This is a genomic window from Aquipseudomonas alcaligenes (assembly GCF_003205495.1).
In the GTDB taxonomy this organism is placed as follows: Bacteria; Pseudomonadota; Gammaproteobacteria; order Pseudomonadales; family Pseudomonadaceae; genus Aquipseudomonas; species Aquipseudomonas alcaligenes_B.
In genome coordinates this window covers 428,749-443,490 of the sequence record NZ_QJRX01000004.1, presented here as the reverse complement: position 1 = coordinate 443,490, position 14,742 = coordinate 428,749, and the positions used below count along the sequence as shown (strand labels likewise).

18 protein-coding genes are annotated in these 14,742 nt (G+C 67.6%); 10 read left to right on the top strand and 8 right to left on the bottom strand.

All coding sequences use genetic code 11. The annotated features are described in order from the left end of the window. Window positions 1-44: 44 nt before the first annotated feature. Window positions 45-1,232 (bottom strand): acetate kinase, encoded by a 1,188-nt coding sequence (locus DMO17_RS10090; RefSeq protein ID WP_110682351.1) that lies wholly within the window; start codon window positions 1,230-1,232, stop codon window positions 45-47. Window positions 1,233-1,234: 2 nt separating this feature from the next. Beyond that, a complete protein-coding gene (locus DMO17_RS10085; RefSeq protein ID WP_258371517.1) occupies window positions 1,235-1,480 on the bottom strand; it encodes a DUF3565 domain-containing protein in 246 nt (81 codons plus the stop codon). 50 nt (window positions 1,481-1,530) lie between these two features. Here DMO17_RS10085 and DMO17_RS10080 point away from each other — a divergent pair, with 50 nt between their 5' ends. The 3 genes from DMO17_RS10080 to DMO17_RS10070 all read left to right on the top strand — a co-directional run bounded on the left by DMO17_RS10080 (window position 1,531) and on the right by DMO17_RS10070 (window position 3,446). Beyond that, window positions 1,531-2,016, top strand: a complete 486-nt coding sequence (locus DMO17_RS10080) for an FKBP-type peptidyl-prolyl cis-trans isomerase (protein ID WP_110682349.1) — start codon at window positions 1,531-1,533, stop codon at window positions 2,014-2,016. 118 nt (window positions 2,017-2,134) lie between these two features. Further along, window positions 2,135-2,617: a glutathione peroxidase gene (locus DMO17_RS10075; RefSeq protein WP_110682348.1), complete on the top strand. Its 483-nt coding sequence runs from the start codon at window positions 2,135-2,137 to the stop codon at window positions 2,615-2,617. Window positions 2,618-2,708: 91 nt separating this feature from the next. Beyond that, window positions 2,709-3,446, top strand: a complete 738-nt coding sequence (locus DMO17_RS10070) for a nitroreductase family protein (RefSeq protein WP_110682347.1) — start codon at window positions 2,709-2,711, stop codon at window positions 3,444-3,446. Between the two features lie 3 nt (window positions 3,447-3,449). On the opposite strand, the gene DMO17_RS10065 is transcribed toward DMO17_RS10070, so the two are convergent. Further along, window positions 3,450-4,145, bottom strand: coding sequence for a class I SAM-dependent methyltransferase (locus tag DMO17_RS10065; protein WP_110682346.1), 696 nt, complete (start codon window positions 4,143-4,145; stop codon window positions 3,450-3,452). Window positions 4,146-4,295: 150 nt separating this feature from the next. On the opposite strand from DMO17_RS10065, the gene DMO17_RS10060 reads away from it, so the two are divergent. The 4 genes from DMO17_RS10060 to rarD all read left to right on the top strand — a co-directional run bounded on the left by DMO17_RS10060 (window position 4,296) and on the right by rarD (window position 7,565). Further along, window positions 4,296-4,889: a TetR/AcrR family transcriptional regulator gene (locus DMO17_RS10060; RefSeq protein WP_463604185.1), complete on the top strand. Its 594-nt coding sequence runs from the start codon at window positions 4,296-4,298 to the stop codon at window positions 4,887-4,889. A gap of 58 nt (window positions 4,890-4,947) precedes the next feature. Then, entirely contained in the window at window positions 4,948-6,057 is a 1,110-nt protein-coding gene (locus DMO17_RS10055) for an NADH:flavin oxidoreductase (protein ID WP_110682344.1), read from the top strand. Window positions 6,058-6,103: 46 nt separating this feature from the next. Beyond that, a complete protein-coding gene (locus DMO17_RS10050; protein WP_110682343.1) occupies window positions 6,104-6,505 on the top strand; it encodes a hypothetical protein in 402 nt (133 codons plus the stop codon). A 163-nt stretch (window positions 6,506-6,668) separates the two neighbouring features. After that, window positions 6,669-7,565 (top strand): EamA family transporter RarD, encoded by an 897-nt coding sequence (rarD, locus tag DMO17_RS10045; RefSeq protein ID WP_110682342.1) that lies wholly within the window; start codon window positions 6,669-6,671, stop codon window positions 7,563-7,565. Here rarD and DMO17_RS10040 read toward each other — a convergent pair. Genes DMO17_RS10040 through DMO17_RS10030 form a run of 3 tightly spaced genes read right to left on the bottom strand, consistent with a single transcriptional unit; the run spans window position 7,562 to window position 9,221 of the window. Beyond that, window positions 7,562-8,095, bottom strand: a complete 534-nt coding sequence (locus tag DMO17_RS10040; RefSeq protein WP_110682341.1) for a dihydrofolate reductase family protein — start codon at window positions 8,093-8,095, stop codon at window positions 7,562-7,564. The two genes, rarD and DMO17_RS10040, sit on opposite strands and share 4 nt — an antisense overlap. A 10-nt stretch (window positions 8,096-8,105) precedes the next feature. After that, a complete protein-coding gene (locus DMO17_RS10035) occupies window positions 8,106-8,510 on the bottom strand; it encodes an anti-virulence regulator CigR family protein (RefSeq protein WP_110682340.1) in 405 nt (134 codons plus the stop codon). A 57-nt stretch (window positions 8,511-8,567) separates the two neighbouring features. After that, entirely contained in the window at window positions 8,568-9,221 is a 654-nt protein-coding gene (locus tag DMO17_RS10030) for a 7-cyano-7-deazaguanine/7-aminomethyl-7-deazaguanine transporter (protein WP_110682339.1), read from the bottom strand. Window positions 9,222-9,396: 175 nt separating this feature from the next. On the opposite strand from DMO17_RS10030, the gene DMO17_RS10025 reads away from it, so the two are divergent. Continuing rightward, a complete protein-coding gene (locus DMO17_RS10025) occupies window positions 9,397-10,731 on the top strand; it encodes a DEAD/DEAH box helicase (protein WP_110682338.1) in 1,335 nt (444 codons plus the stop codon). Between the two features lie 166 nt (window positions 10,732-10,897). Here DMO17_RS10025 and DMO17_RS10020 read toward each other — a convergent pair whose 3' ends face one another. Then, on the bottom strand, window positions 10,898-11,875 hold the full coding sequence (locus DMO17_RS10020) for a zinc-dependent alcohol dehydrogenase family protein (protein WP_110682337.1): 978 nt from the start codon (window positions 11,873-11,875) through the stop codon (window positions 10,898-10,900). A 148-nt stretch (window positions 11,876-12,023) separates the two neighbouring features. On the opposite strand from DMO17_RS10020, the gene DMO17_RS10015 reads away from it, so the two are divergent. After that, complete coding sequence (locus tag DMO17_RS10015) at window positions 12,024-12,749, top strand: substrate-binding periplasmic protein (RefSeq protein WP_110682336.1); 726 nt, start codon at window positions 12,024-12,026, stop codon at window positions 12,747-12,749. Between the two features lie 45 nt (window positions 12,750-12,794). Here DMO17_RS10015 and DMO17_RS10010 read toward each other — a convergent pair whose 3' ends face one another. Next, window positions 12,795-13,517, bottom strand: a complete 723-nt coding sequence (locus DMO17_RS10010; protein ID WP_110682335.1) for an rRNA pseudouridine synthase — start codon at window positions 13,515-13,517, stop codon at window positions 12,795-12,797. Window positions 13,518-13,614: 97 nt separating this feature from the next. On the opposite strand from DMO17_RS10010, the gene DMO17_RS10005 reads away from it, so the two are divergent. Beyond that, window positions 13,615-14,742 (top strand): PQQ-dependent sugar dehydrogenase, encoded by a 1,128-nt coding sequence (locus DMO17_RS10005; protein ID WP_110682334.1) that lies wholly within the window; start codon window positions 13,615-13,617, stop codon window positions 14,740-14,742.

Here is a 14,742-nt window from a genome sequence, read left to right as displayed (position 1 = left end):
GATGGGGGCGCGCCTATGGGCGGGGGGCAATGCCCGCCAGGGCCTCAGGCATCGAGCAGGGCCAGGGTGTCGAGGGCGATCTGCCGTTCCTCGTTGGTCGGCACCACCAGCACCCGCGGGTGGCCTTGGGCGCCGATGGCGCCGGCGACGCCGCGAATGCAGCGGGCATTGGCCTGCGCATCGAGGACCAGATTGAACAGCTTCAGGTGCTCCACCGTCTTGCTGCGGATCAACGGCGAGTTCTCGCCGATGCCGCCGGTGAAGATCAGCCCGTCCAGCTGCGGCAGGGCGCAACTCATGGCGGCCAGCGACTTGGCCAGGCGGTAGCAGAACACCTCGATGGCCAGGGTGGCGCCGGCGTGGCCCTGGTCGCGGGCCTGCTCCAGGCTGCGCATGTCGTTGGACAGGCCGGACAGGCCGAGCAGGCCGCTGTCCTTGTTCAGCATGCTGTCGATCTGCTCCAGGCTCCAGCCCAGGGTGCGGGCCAGGTGGCCGTGCAGGTTGGGGTCGACGTCACCGCTGCGGGTGCCCATCACCAGGCCCTCCAGCGGGGTCAGGCCCATGCTGGTGTCGCGGCTCTGGCCGTCGACTATGGCGCAGGTCGAACAGCCGTTGCCCAGGTGGGCGGACAGCCAGCTGCTGCGCGTATAAGGCAGCCCGGCCAGTTCCGCCGCGCGCTGGCTGACGTAGCGGTGGCTGGTGCCATGGAAGCCATAGCGGCGCACGCCGTGTTCGCGGTACAGGTGTTCCGGCAGCGCATAGCGATAGGCGTGCTCGGGCAGGCTCTGGTGGAAGGCGGTGTCGAACACCGCCACCTGTGGCAGCTCGGGGAAGAGCTTGAGCGCCGCCTCGATGCCCTGCAGGTTGGCCGGGTTGTGCAGCGGTGCCAGCGGCGAGGTGGCGCGAATCGCCAGCAGGCTGACGGTGTCGATGCGGCAGGCTGCGGTGAAGTGCTCGCCGCCGTGCACCACGCGGTGGCCGATGCCGTGCAGCTGGCCGCCGGTGGCGTTCTGCACCAGCGGCAGCAGGTGTTGCAGCGCGGCGCGATGGTCGCCGCCCTGCAGCAGCAGGCTGTCCTTTGCGCCATTGTGCTGCCAGTGCAGCACCGCTTCGGGGCTGGCCAGGCGTTCGGCCAGGCCGCTGAGAATGAAATCGGGCTGCTCCTTGTTGATCAGGGCGAACTTGATCGACGAGCTGCCACAGTTGATGACCAGGATGTTGCGTGCCGGCATGACTACTCCCTATCCACTTGCTCTGCCTTGGCGGCGGCGCACCAGCCACAGGCGAAGGGCTGGCCGAGGTGGCGCTGACGCTCGTGCGGGTCGAGCACCCAGGCCCGATTCTGCCACGGCGGCTGATGGCGCAGGTGCTGCGTATGGCCGCAGGACAGCTCGGCGACCCAGTGGCCGTCCTCGTCCCGGTGGAAACCCAACAGGCGGATGGCCCGTCCGTCAGGCCCGCGGTCGCTTTCGGCCGGTATGGCGGGTAAACTTGAGCCCTTTCCATTCTCTAGCAAAAGGTTTTCCCTCCATGCTGATCGCCGCCAACAAGGCTGTCTCCATCGACTATACCCTGACCAACGATGCCGGTGAGGTGATCGACAGCTCCGCCGGCGGCGCCCCGCTGGTGTACCTGCACGGTGCCGGCAACATCATCGTCGGCCTGGAAAAGGCCCTCGAGGGCAAGCAGGCCGGCGACGAGCTGAGCGTGGCCATCGAGCCGGGCGAGGCCTACGGCGAGTACAGCGCCGAGCTGGTCGCCACCCTCAACCGCAGCATGTTCGAAGGTGTCGACGAGCTGGAAGTGGGCATGCAGTTCCACGCCTCCGGCCCGGACGGCGGCATGCAGATCGTCACCATCCGCGACATCGAGGGCGATGACGTGATCGTCGACGGCAACCACCCGCTGGCCGGTCAGCGCCTGAACTTCCAGGTCAAGGTGGTCAACGTGCGTGACGCCCATGCCGAAGAGATCGCCCATGGCCACATCCATGGCGAAGGCGGTCATCACCACTGATCGCCAATGGGAGCGAGCAAGACGACTTATGGTCGTTCCAGGCTCGACTCCGGCTGCTAAGCTGAGTAAACCGAAAAGGCGCCCACGGGCGCCTTTTTTGTCCCCCGAGGAGTCCGCCATGAGTGCTTTTCACGATCTCAATCTGCGTGCACTGGACGGCCAGGACCTGCCCCTGGCGCCTTACAAGGGCCGGATAGTGCTGGTGGTCAACGTGGCCTCCAAGTGCGGCCTGACCCCGCAATACGCCGGGCTGGAGAAGCTCTATCAGGAGTACCGCGAACGTGGCTTCACCGTGCTCGGCCTGCCGTGCAACCAGTTCGCCGCCCAGGAGCCGGGCAGCGAGGAGGAGATCCGCGAGTTCTGCAGCCTCAACTACGGGGTGACCTTCCCCCTAGGCAGCAAGCTCGAGGTTAACGGCCACGACCGCCACCCGCTGTACCGCCTGCTGGCGGGCGAGGGCGCCGAGTTCCCCGGCGACATCACCTGGAACTTCGAGAAATTCCTGGTCGGCCGTGACGGCCGTGTGCTGGCGCGTTTCTCGCCGCGCACCACGCCGGACGACCCGGCACTGATCCAGGCCATCGAGAAAGCCCTAGGCTGATTGCGCCAATCCTCCGGCCGATTACCCACCGGCCTCTTGCCCCCTCGGCGTCCCGGTAGCCTAATCGGGACCTCTGCCGAGGAGGCCCGCGATGACCAGTTTTTCCCCCGACGAGCTCAGCCCCACGGCCTCGCCGCAGGCCCTGCGTGCGCTGATCGAGAGCCGCCGCTCGGTGCGCCGCTTCCTGCCCGAGGCGGTGCCCGACGCGGTGATCCGCGACTGCCTGGAGCTGGCCGTGCTGGCGCCCAATTCCTGCAACCTGCAGCCCTGGAGCTTCCAGGTGGTGCGCGACCCGGCGCTGCTGGCGCGCCTGCACCCGGTGTGCATGAGCCAGAATGCGGCCAGGGCGCCGCTGATCATCGCCGTGCTGGCGCGCCCGGATACCTGGAAACAGGCCTGCGCCAATATCGTCGAGTACTGGCCGGAGCCCGAGGTGCCGGCGCGCATCCGCCACTTCTACGCCAAGACCGCACCCTTCCAGTACAACCAGGGTCCGCTCGGCCTGCTCGGCCTGTTCAAGCGCCAGCTGGTACGCCTGGTGGCGCTGCGCAAGCCGCTGATGCGCAGGCCCAACAGCCGCGCCGACATGCGCATCTGGGCGGTGAAATCCACGGCGCTGGCCGCCGAGAACCTGATGCTGGCCTTCCAGAGCCACGGCTACGCCACCTGCCCGATGGAGGGCTTCGACGAGGTGCGCCTGCGCAAGGTGCTGGACATCCCGCGCCAGGCCATCCCGATCATGCTGCTGGCGGTCGGCCGGCAGGGCGAGAAGGGCGTGTACAACCCGCGCCTGCGCTTTCCCCTGGAGCAGCACGTCACCTGGCTCTAGAACTCAGGCGCGCCGCGCCAGCCAGGCGTGGATCAGCCCGGCCTGGAAGAACGGCACCGGCAGGGCGAAACCGCCGGCGGCGATGATCGCCGCGGTGCGCTCAGGCGCCAGCACCCCGACATCCCTGGCATAGGCCTGGCGCATGCGTGCCATGGTCTCTGGCGAGAGTTCGGCCGCCGCCATCATGTGCATCCAGGCCGTCAGCAGCACTTCGCATTCCGCCGAGTCCAGGTCGGCGGCCAGGTCGGAGCTGGCGAGCAGCCCTCCGGGCTTGAGCCGTTCGGCAATCTCGGCGAAGAAGGCCGAGCGCGCCTGCGCTTCGAGAATGAACTGCGAGACCAGAAAGCAGGTGGCCGCGTCGTGCGCAGCGGTTGCCGGCAGCGTTTCCAGATACCCCTCATGGAAGTCGCAGCGGGCGGCGAAGCCTTCCCGTTCGGCCCGTTGCCGGCACACTTCGAGCATCGCCGCCGAAGGCTCCACTGCGGTGAAGCGCCAGCCCGGGTTCTGTGCGGCCAGATGGGCCAGCTCCGTACCGGTGCCGACGCCGACGCAGAGAATGCGCGCAGTGCTCGGCAGCTCGGCGAACAGCGAGTCGACGAGCAGGTGCAGGCAGTGGCGGAGCGGCGCCGTCTTGGCCCACTGCCTGTCATAGCTGGCGGCCTGCTGCTGGAAGATGTCCCTGACTTCGTCGCGATGCATGTGGCGCTCCTCAAAAAACGCGGGTTCAGTGACAGCCTACCCTGCGTGTCAAGAGCGGCGGCGGTCGCTGGCGCGGCCTGCTTCTGGAGCGCAATCACCAAAATCAATAGTGCTGGGCGGGGCGAGACGACCGGTCATATGCTCTCCGCCATGAACAGCACAGTCCGACTCGACAAGCGCGACCTGATCCTGGCCAAAGGCTCGCAGGTGATGACCCGGCGTGGCTACCACGGCACCGGCGTGATGGAGATCGTCCAGGCCGCCGGCATCCCCAAAGGCAGCTTCTACCACTACTTCGCCAGCAAGGAAGACTTCGCCCTGCAGGCCCTGGAGTTCGTCTACGGGCCGCGCCTGGCGCGTTACGCCGAGGCCCTGGGCAACCCCGCGCTGAGCCCCAGTGCGCGCATCCTCGGCTATTACCGCGAGCTGCTGGCGCATTTCTCGCGCCAGGAACAGCCGGAGTACCACTGCTTCATCGGCAGTCTGAGCTTCGAGATGAGCGAAGTGCTGCCGGCCATCGGCGCCGAGGTCGAGCGCATCCAGCAGGCCTCGGTGGACATCCTGCGTGACTGTCTGGAACAGGCGCGCGCCGCCGGCGAGCTGGCGGCCGACGAGGATTGCGACAACCTGGCGACCTTCATCGCCAACGCCTGGCAGGGCGTGCTGGCCCGCCTCAAGGTCGGCCGCAGCCTGCAACCCCTGGAATCCTTCATTCAACGTCTGGAGCTGCTGCTGCGGCCCTGACGCGTTTTTTTGCCCATCGACGAGACGACCGGTCAGCTGGCCGGCTAGAGGAGACACCATGACCGCCCCCGTCAAAGCCCTGTTCGCACCCTTCCGCCTGGGCAGCCTGGAACTGCCGACCCGCGTGGTCATGGCGCCGATGACCCGCTCCTTCTCCCCGGGCGGCGTGCCCAACGCCCAGGTGGTGGAGTACTACCGCCGCCGCGCCGCCGGCGGTGTCGGCCTGATCATCACCGAGGGCACCACCGTCGGCCACAAGGCCGCCAACGGCTATCCGCATGTGCCGCGCTTCTACGGCGAGGACGCCCTGGCCGGCTGGAAGAAGGTGGTCGACGCCGTGCACGCCGAAGGCGGCAAGATCGTCCCGCAGCTGTGGCACGTGGGTAACGTGCGCAAGCTGGGCACCGAGCCGGACGCCAGCGTGCCGGGCTACGGCCCGTCGGAGAAGGTCAAGGACGGTAACCTGGTGGTCCACGGCATGACCAAGGACGACATCGCTGAAGTGATCGCCGCCTTCGCCCAGGCCGCCCGCGACGCCAAGGCCATCGGCATGGACGGCGTGGAGATCCACGGTGCCCACGGCTACCTGATCGACCAGTTCTTCTGGGCAGGCAGCAACAAGCGCACCGACGAGTACGGCGGCGACCTGGCCAACCGTTCGCGCTTCGCCATCGAGCTGATCCAGGCCGTGCGCGCCGCCGTCGGCCCGGACTTCCCGATCATCTTCCGCTTCTCCCAGTGGAAGCAGCAGGACTACACCGCGCGCCTGGTGCAGACCGCCGAAGAGCTGGGTGCCTTCCTCAAGCCGCTGTCCGACGCCGGCGTGGACATCTTCCACTGCTCGACCCGCCGCTTCTGGGAGCCGGAGTTCGAAGGCAGCGACCTCAACCTGGCCGGCTGGACCCGCCAGCTCACCGGCAAGCCGACCATCACCGTCGGCAGCGTCGGCCTGGACGGCGAGTTCCTGCAGTTCATGGTCAACACCGACAAGGTGGCCGAGCCGGCCAGCATCGAGAACCTGCTGGAGCGCCTGAACAAGCAGGAGTTCGACCTGGTGGCCGTGGGCCGCGCCCTGCTGGTTGACCCGGACTGGGCGGTGAAGGTGCGCGATGGTCGCGAAGCCGACATCCTGCCGTTCAGCCGCGAGGCCCTGAAACAGCTGCATTGATCCAGGCGGGCGCCCGCGCAGGGCGCCCCAGCGAAGGGAGTCAGCCATGTCGAAGAACCTGTTGTCCTGGATGCTGTTCGCCGTTTTCGTCGTCCTCGCGCTGGGCCTGCATTGGCATGCCCAGCTGCTGGTCTTCAGCGGTCTGGTGGGGGCGGGCAAGGCGCTGGTGTGGCTGGCCTGGCTGGCCTTTGTCGGCTACTCGATCCACTGCAGCCGGCGCGAGAACATCGTCAAGAGCATCCGCGGCATGGCTCGCCTGTACTGGGGGCGGCAGATCATCATCGATCTGTACCTGGGCGTGGCGCTGTTCCTGGCGCTGATTGCCCTGCACCAGGGCGCCCTGGTGATGCTGGCCTGGCTGTTGCCGGTGTTGCTGTTCGCCAACCAGGCCACGCTGCTGTATCTCGCCATCCATTTCGAGTCGTTGCTGGCCCTGCTGGCGAACTGACTGCGCCTTACCCCCGGTCCGCCTCGGCGGATCGTTTCAGCCCCGGCACACCGGGGCTTTTTTATGCGCGCTGTATCGTTCGCATTTCTCGCAACTGTGTTTGAAATATTGAACGCTGTGTGTTGCCATAGCCGACCTTGAGTTCGGGTGTGCGGAGGCGGCAGTGCTGTTGTCGGGTCGTGGTGTGGCGCTGTCGGTGGCGGCGTCGGTGATGTTCGTCCTGATTCCCGGCTATGTGCGCGAGCTGGCGCCGCTGGATGGCCTGCAGGTGTTCGCCCAGCGCATCCTCTGGTCGATTCCGGCGGTCCTGCTGCTGGTGGCCATGGCCCGCCAGTGGGACGTACTCGGCGCCGCCTTCGTGCGCCTGCGCCGCGAGCCGCTGCTGCTGCTTGCCCTGCCGCTGGCAGCGGCGCTGATGGGGGTGCAGTGGCTGCTGTTCGTCTGGGCGCCACTGGCCGGCAGGATGCTCGATGTGTCGCTCGGCTACTTCCTGCTGCCGCTGGCCATGGTGCTGGTCGGCCGGCTGTTCTATGGCGAGCGCCTGCGCCCGCTGCAGCGCATCGCCGTGGGCTGTGCGCTGCTTGGCGTGGCCCATGAGCTGTGGCTGACCCAGGCGTTCTCCTGGGTCACTCTGGTGGCCGCGCTGGGCTATCCGCCGTACTTCATGCTGCGCCGCTGGATGCGGCTGGACGCGCTGTCCGGCTTCGTCCTGGAGATGCTGGTGCTGGCGCCACTGGCCGTGTGGCTGATCCATGCCTACGGTCCGCCGGCGCTGTTCGAGCAGGCGCCGCAGCTGTGGTGGCTGCTGCCCGGCCTGGGCCTGCTCAGCGCCCTGGCCTTCGGCGCCATGATGGCGGCCAGCCGCCTGTTACCGCTGGGGCTGTTCGGCATTCTCAGCTACGTGGAGCCGGTGCTGCTGTTCGGCGTCGCCGTGCTGTTCCTCGGCGAGGCCTTTGCCCCGCAGCAGCTGTGGACCTACCTGCCGATCTGGCTGGCGGTGCTGCTGACCGGCTGGGACAGCGCGCGCCTGCTGCGCAAGCAGGCGCGGCAACTGGGTTAGCTGGCTTCTACCCGATAGTGCAGCTGGGCGACGCCGCTGGCGAAGACCCGATGTGCCTGCAGGCTCAGGCGCTGTTCCAGGCCGCCGGCGAACAGCTGGATGCCGGCGCCGAGCAGGTGCGGGATGACGCTGACCACCAGCTCGTCGAGCAGGCCGGCGGCCAGGCAGTTGCCGGCTAGGCTGCCGCCGCCGACCAGCCAGACCCGTTGGCAGCCGCGCACGGCCAGCTCCTCCAGGGCCTCGGTCGGGGTGCAGTGGCGGCCTTCGACGCCCGCCGGCGCCTGTGCCAGCGGGTTGCGCGCCAGCACCACGCAGGGCTTGCCGGGGTAGGGCCAGTCGCTGCCGAAGCCCTGCACCATGTCGTAGGTGGCGCGGCCCATCAGCAGGCCGTCGATGCCTCGGTAGAACTGCTCGTAGCCATGGTCGTCGCCGCAGGACTCGATGGCTTCCAGCCAGTCCACGGCGCCGTCCGGGCGGGCGATGTAGCCATCCAGGCTGGCGGCCACGTAGTAGATCAGTTGTGGCTTCATACGCCGGCCATTAGTCCAGGACGTTCTCGATGATCTCGTAGATCAGCCCGGTGGCCAGGGTCACCAGGACCACGTCGGTGCCGACCTGGCGCCACTCGTAGCCGTCGTAATGCGGCAGCTGACCGAGCAGGCGGTTGTCGAAGCGCTTGGCGATGCCCGGCGGCAGCGGCTTGCCACGCGCCAGGTTCTTGCGGATGCCTGGCGGCAGGGAATCGGCGGGGCCGATCAGGTTGCGATTCTCGCCGAGGACGATGCGCACCCGGCCGATGTCGATGCTCGGGCCGCGCAGGTCGACGGTGACGTCGTCGCCGCCGCCGTGCTTGTCATGTTTATCGTGCTTGGGGGCGGCGCCGGCGCTGTTCAGCCCGAGGGCAAGGGCGGCGGCGATCAGGGCGAGCGGCAGGGTACGGGGCATGGGGCCTTCTCCGGTCAGGGGTACAGGTTTCGAGTGCGGCCGTGCCCGATCGTTCCCTCAGGCCAGCGCGCGGCTGCGGTGGTCCAGCACTCGCAGTATGGCGCGCAACAGCATGCCGTACAGCGGCACGAACAGCATCAGGCTGACGGCCAGCTTGACCCCGTAGTCGACCGTGGCGATTTCCACCCAGTGCTCGGCCATGAAGGGGTTGTCGCTGCGCCAGAAGGCCACCGAGAAGAAGGCGAAGGTGTCCAGCAGGTTGCCGAGGATGGTCGAGGCGGTCGGCGCTATCCACCACTGCCGCAGCTGGCGCAGGCGGTCGAACACCTGGATGTCGAGGAGCTGGCCGAGCACGTAGGCGAGGAAGCTCGCCACCGAGATGCGCAGGACGAACTCGTTGTACTCGCCCAGCGCCGCCAGGCCGCGGAAGGCGCCTTCCTGGAACAGCACCGAGACCACGTAGGAGGCGAGCAGGGCAGGGAGCATCACCCGGGCGATCACCTGGCGCGCCGGGCCCTTGCCGAGCAGGCGCACGGTCAGGTCGCTGGCCAGGAAGATGAACGGGAAGCTGAACGCGCCCCAGGTGGTGTGCCAGCCGAACAGGGTGATCGGCAGCTGCACCAGGTAGTTGCTGGCGATGATGATGAGGATATGGAAGGCGATCAGCACGGCCAGGGCCGAACGCTGCTGCGCGGTCTGCGAAACGAGCATGGAGGCTACCTTTTTGGGGATGGGGTTAGGGAACCCATGCCGGCCGGGATGGCAGGCGGCGCGCATTCTATCCGTTCGGACGGATTTGTACAAAATTCGATCAGATGCGGCCTTTTGCCCCGACAACCGTTAACCTATGCAGCTGTTTCCGATTTTTGTCCCGAGGTAAGCCCCTGTGTTCTCCCAATTCGCCCTGCATGAACGCCTGCTCAAGGCCGTCGCCGAGCTGAACTTCACCGAGCCGACGCCGGTGCAGCTGGCGGCCATTCCGCCGGCGCTGGAGGGGCGCGACCTGCGGGTGACGGCGCAGACCGGCAGTGGCAAGACCGCGGCCTTTCTGCTGCCGCTGCTCAACCGTCTGCTCGGCGACGCCAACGCGAAACAGCGCACCGACGTGCGCTCGCTGATCCTGCTGCCGACCCGCGAGCTGGCCCAGCAGATCCTCAAGGAAGTGGAGCGCTTCTCCCAGTACACCTTCATCAAGAGCGGCCTGGTCACCGGCGGCGAGGACTTCAAGGAGCAGGCGGCGCTGCTGCGCAAGCAGCCCGACCTGCTGATCGCCACCCCCGGCCGGCTGATGGAGCACCTCAACGCCGGCAGCCTCAAGCTCAATGGTGTCGAGGTGCTGGTGCTGGACGAGGCCGACCGCATGCTCGACCTGGGCTTCGCCGAGGACATCGAGCGCATCACCCAGGAGTGCGCCAACCGCCAGCAGACCCTGCTGTTCTCCGCCACCGGCGGCGGCAAGGTGCTGCGCGAGATGATCGCCAAGGTGCTGCGCGAGCCGCTGCACCTGAAGCTCAACAGCGTCGACCAGCTCAGCGCGACCACCGTCCAGCAGATCATCACGGCCGACGATGCGACGCACAAGGAGCGCCTGGTGCAGTGGCTGCTGTCCAACGAGCCGCACCGCAAGGCGATGATCTTCTGCAACACCCGCGCCCAGGTCGACCGTCTCTACGGTCATCTGGTGGCCCTGGACTACAAGGCCTTCGTGCTGCATGGCGAGAAGGACCAGAAGGACCGCAAGCTGGCCATCGACCGCTTCCGCCAGGGCGGCAGCAAGGTGCTGGTGGCCACCGACGTGGCGGCGCGCGGCTTGGACATCGAAGACCTCGACCTGGTGATCAACTTCGACATGCCGCGCTCCGGCGACGAGTACGTGCACCGCATCGGTCGTACCGGCCGCGCCGGCGCCAGCGGCCTGGCGATTTCGCTGATCTGCCACAACGACTGGAACCTGATGTCGAGCATCGAGCGCTACCTCAAGCAGCGCTTCGAGCGCCGCGTGATCAAGGAGCTCAAGGGCAGCTACCAGGGGCCGAAGAACGTCAAGGCGTCCGGCAAGGCGGTCGGCGTGAAGAAGAAAAAGGCCGACAAGAAGGACGGGGCTAAGAAATCGGCCAGCAAGACAGCACCCAAGCGCCGCGCCAACGCGCCCAAGGCGGCGCCCCTGGTCAGCCAGGACGGCATGGCCCCGCTCAAGCGCAAGAAGCCGGCGGCGGAGTGAGGATGTTGCCCCCTCTCCCGTTTACGGGAGAGGGTTGGGGAGAGGGCGTGGCTGGTTTTCCCTCTCCCCCAGCCCCTCTCCCACAGGTGGGAGAGGGGAGCATATAGGTCAGCGGTGAAACGAGAAGGGGGCCAGAAGGCCCCCTTTTTCTTTTGGCGCGAACCGATCAGGGCACGATCAGGATCTTGCCGTCGCGCTCGCCGCTGGCGGCCGCGGCCACTGCTTCCTTGATCTGCGCCACGCTGTAGGTGGCGGCAATGCGCGCCTTGAGCTTGCCGCTGGCGATCAGCTGGGTCAGCTCGCCGAACACCTTCATCTGCTCGGCCTGGGTGGCCTTCTGGAACCACTTGGCCAGCCAGAAGCCGCGCAGGGTCACGTCGCGGAACACGAAGGAGGCGGCCGATACCTGGCACGGCTGGCCACTCATCAGGCCGTAGTTGACCAGGGTGCCGCCCTCGCTGAGGCAGGCTGCGATGTGGTCGGTGGCCGGACCGCCGATGGCGTCGATGCCGAGCATCAGCTTGGCGCCGCCAGTGGCCTCGCGCACGCGCTTGTGCAGGTCGGGGCCGTCCACCAGCACCACGTCGCCGCCCTCGGCCTTGACCCCGGCCACCGCCGACTCGCGGCGCACCACGTTGATGGTCTTGAAGCCACGCAGCTTGGCCAGTTGGATCAGGTAGCCACCGACACCGGAGTTGGCGGCGTTCTGGATCACCCAGTCACCGGGCTGCAGGTCGACGAACTGGCTGAGCAGCAGCGAGGCAGTCGGCGGGTTGATGGTCATCATCGCCAGCTGCTGCGGGTCGGCATCCGGCAGCGGAATCAGCTTGTCGGCGGGGGCGTTGAGGTGAGTCACCCAGGTGCCGCAGCCGACCGGCAGCAGAACGGTCTGGCCGACCTTGAGGTGCTTGACGCCTTCGCCCAGCTGTTCGACGCGGCCGACCCCCTCGTTGCCGCCGATGGCCGGCAGCGGCGGCAGCATGCCGTACTCGCCAGTCAGGGTGAGCACGTCGGACGGGTTGATCGGCGCGGCCAGCACCTTGACCAGTGCCTGGCCGGCGGCCAGTGGCGGCAGCTCCAGCTTGACCGCTTCGATGACGTCCTGCGGGACCTTGCCGCGGTGTTGGTATTCGGCTTTGAGCATGGCGTTTCTCCTTGGGCCAAGGGGCTGTCAAAGCGCTGAGTCTAGCCGCTGGGGGGCGCCTGCGGATGAATCCTGCGGCATACAGGTGGGTGATGGCGCTGGAGGTGGCAGCCGGCCTATCCTTGGCACAGTATTCAGGGGGAACTGCATGTCTTCACGCGCCTGGCTGTGGCTGGTCCTGCTACTGGCGCCGGTCGCCTGCGCGGAATCGCTGCGCATCGGCTTCGGTACGCACAAGCCGCCTTATGTCTTCGAGGGCGAACACCGCGGGCTGGAGTACGACATCGTGGCTGCCGCCGTGCGCGCCGCCGGTTACGACCTGGAGGTGCACTACGCGCCCATGGAGCGCCTGCACCTGGCGCTGCGTCGCGGCGAGTTGGATGGCATCGCCACCACCAACCGGCATAGCGGCATCGTGGCGCACTACTCGGCCACCTACATCCATTACCACAATGCGGCGGTGGCCCTGGCCGCGCGTGGCTACCGCATCTCCACCATAGCCGAGCTGGGACGCTATTCCATCAGCAGTTTCCAGCGCGCACGCTACCTGCTCGGGCCGGAGTTCCAGGCCATGGCCGACGCCAATCCGCGCTATCGCGAGGAGGCCCAGCAGATCAACCGCAACCGCCTGCTCTACAGCGGGCGGGTCGATGTGGTGATTGGCGATCCGCGCATCCTGCGCTACTTCAACCGCGAGGTGGCGGAGCAGGTCGACACGCGCCAGCCGCTGACCCTGTACCTGCTGTTTCCGCCCACGCCCTACAGCGTCGGCTTCCGCCTGCCGATCCAACGTGAGCGTTTCGACCGAGGCCTCGAAGCCATCCGCGCCAGCGGCGAGTACCTCGAGATCGAGCGGCGCTACGCCGATTACTGAGCCGGGCCGGGTCGCTGCGCTCGCCTGTCAGGCTCGGCCAGGCCTTTAGAACTTCTCGTTGAGCCCCAGGTAGCGCCACTGGCCGACCGGTAGCTTGGCCAGGCCACTGCGGCCGAAGCGCAGGCGGCGGATGCCCAGCACCTGCAGGCCGACGTGCTCGCACATGTAGCGCAGCTGTCCCGGTTGCACCGCCTTGATGGCAAAGCGCAGGCGCGTTTCGCTCTGCCAGCTGACCTTGCACGGCGGCAGGGTGGTGCCCTTGTAGCTGAAGCCGAAGCTCAGGCGCTTGAGGCCCTTTTCGTCCAAGCTCCCGGCCACGTCCACCAGGTATTCCTGTTCCAGCTCCGCGCCTTTTTCCTTGAACAGGCGCTGCACCGCATGGCTCTGGCTGAATACCAGCAGACCGCTGGCGTCGGTCTCCAGCGGGGTGAGCAGCTCCAGGCGGCGCAGGTGGCGCTGCAGCGGGCGGATGCCGCTGGGGTCTTCGGCCCAGTGATAGGCGTGGCTGAGCAGCTGCTGGGCGGAGTTGGCGCCCAGGCCACAGCCCAGGCCGACCGGCTTGTGCAGCAGCAGGGTGACCGGCGGCTGGGTTTCGGCCTTGGCGCCGGGCAGCAGCACCACCTGTTCGCTGGTCACCGGGTGCTGGGGTTCCTCGACCACCCGGCCGTCCACCGTCACCCAGCCTCCCTCGATATACAGCTCGGCCTCGCGCCGCGAACAGGAGGTGAGCTGGATCAGGCGTTTGGACAGGCGTTCGGCTTCGGTCATGGCGGTGGGTCACAAAAGGAAATGAACGGCATTGTACCCGGCCTGGGAGGAGCGCCGGGATTGGGCTACAAGGTATCGGTCGAACGGGAGGATGAAGATGAAGCGGTTACTGGCAAGTCTGCTGGCGAGCGCGCTGCTGGCGGCGCCGGCCCTGGCCGAGCGCAGCGAACTGGGCGAGCTGCAGCTGAGCGAGGTGGTGGGCGGCCTGCAGCATCCCTGGGCTCTCGCCTTCCTGCCGGGCGGGCAGGGCAGCCTTATCACCGAGCGCCCCGGGCGTCTGCGCTGGCTGGATGGCCAGGGCAACCTCGGCCCGGCACTGGCTGGCGTGCCAGTGGTGTTCGCCCGCGGCCAGGGTGGCCTGCTGGACGTGGCGCTGTCGCCGAGCTTCGCCGCGGATCGCCTGGTCTACCTGAGCTACGCCGAGGCGGACGAGTCTGGCGACAAGGCCGGTACTGCGGTCGGCCGCGGCCGGCTGAAGGAGGACATGAGCGCGCTGGAGGGCTTTCAGGTGATCTTCCGCCAGCAGCCCAAGCTCTCCGAAGGTATCCACTTCGGCTCGCGCCTGGCTTTCGATTCCCAGGGTTTCCTGTTCGTCAGCCTGGGCGAGAACAACCAGCGCGCCACCGCCCAGGACCTGGACAAGCTGCAGGGCAAGCTGGTGCGCCTGAACCCGGACGGCAGCGTGCCGACGGACAATCCCTTCGTCGGCCGCGCGGGCGTGCGTGCGGAGATCTGGTCCTATGGCCACCGCAATCCCCAGGGCCTGGCGCTCAACCCCCTGAGCGGGCGGATCTGGCTGCACGAGCACGGCCCGCGCGGCGGCGACGAGATCAATATTCCCAAGAAGGGCCGCAACTACGGCTGGCCGCTGGCCACCCATGGCGTCAACTACAGCTTCCTGCCGATTCCCGAGGCCCGTGGCGAGCGCGTGGCCGGCACCGAGCCGCCGCACCATGTGTGGGAGAAGTCGCCGGCGCTGTCCGGCATGGCCTTCTACGACGCCGAGCGCTTCCCGGCCTGGCGCCAAAGCCTGTTCGTCGGTGCGCTGGCCGACCAGGCGCTGATCCGCCTGCAGCTCGACGGCGACAAGGTGGTACACGAGGAGCGCTTGCTGCAGGGCAGGGGCTGGCGCATCCGCGACGTGCGCCTGGGGCCAGACGGTTTTCTCTATCTGCTGACCGATGCGCCGGACGGCAAGCTGCTCAGGCTGGGGCTGTTGGAGTGA

Coding starts and splice junctions, on each gene's coding strand:
- DMO17_RS10090 (WP_110682351.1), bottom strand. CDS start 1,232: ATGCCGGCACGCAACATCCTGGTCATCAACTGTGGCAGCTCGTCGATC.
- DMO17_RS10080 (WP_110682349.1), top strand. CDS start 1,531: ATGCTGATCGCCGCCAACAAGGCTGTCTCCATCGACTATACCCTGACC.
- DMO17_RS10075 (WP_110682348.1), top strand. CDS start 2,135: ATGAGTGCTTTTCACGATCTCAATCTGCGTGCACTGGACGGCCAGGAC.
- DMO17_RS10070 (WP_110682347.1), top strand. CDS start 2,709: ATGACCAGTTTTTCCCCCGACGAGCTCAGCCCCACGGCCTCGCCGCAG.
- DMO17_RS10065 (WP_110682346.1), bottom strand. CDS start 4,145: ATGCATCGCGACGAAGTCAGGGACATCTTCCAGCAGCAGGCCGCCAGC.
- DMO17_RS10060 (WP_463604185.1), top strand. CDS start 4,296: ATGAACAGCACAGTCCGACTCGACAAGCGCGACCTGATCCTGGCCAAA.
- DMO17_RS10055 (WP_110682344.1), top strand. CDS start 4,948: ATGACCGCCCCCGTCAAAGCCCTGTTCGCACCCTTCCGCCTGGGCAGC.
- DMO17_RS10050 (WP_110682343.1), top strand. CDS start 6,104: ATGTCGAAGAACCTGTTGTCCTGGATGCTGTTCGCCGTTTTCGTCGTC.
- DMO17_RS10040 (WP_110682341.1), bottom strand. CDS start 8,095: ATGAAGCCACAACTGATCTACTACGTGGCCGCCAGCCTGGATGGCTAC.
- DMO17_RS10035 (WP_110682340.1), bottom strand. CDS start 8,510: ATGCCCCGTACCCTGCCGCTCGCCCTGATCGCCGCCGCCCTTGCCCTC.
- DMO17_RS10030 (WP_110682339.1), bottom strand. CDS start 9,221: ATGCTCGTTTCGCAGACCGCGCAGCAGCGTTCGGCCCTGGCCGTGCTG.
- DMO17_RS10020 (WP_110682337.1), bottom strand. CDS start 11,875: ATGCTCAAAGCCGAATACCAACACCGCGGCAAGGTCCCGCAGGACGTC.
- DMO17_RS10015 (WP_110682336.1), top strand. CDS start 12,024: ATGTCTTCACGCGCCTGGCTGTGGCTGGTCCTGCTACTGGCGCCGGTC.
- DMO17_RS10010 (WP_110682335.1), bottom strand. CDS start 13,517: ATGACCGAAGCCGAACGCCTGTCCAAACGCCTGATCCAGCTCACCTCC.
- DMO17_RS10005 (WP_110682334.1), top strand. CDS start 13,615: ATGAAGCGGTTACTGGCAAGTCTGCTGGCGAGCGCGCTGCTGGCGGCG.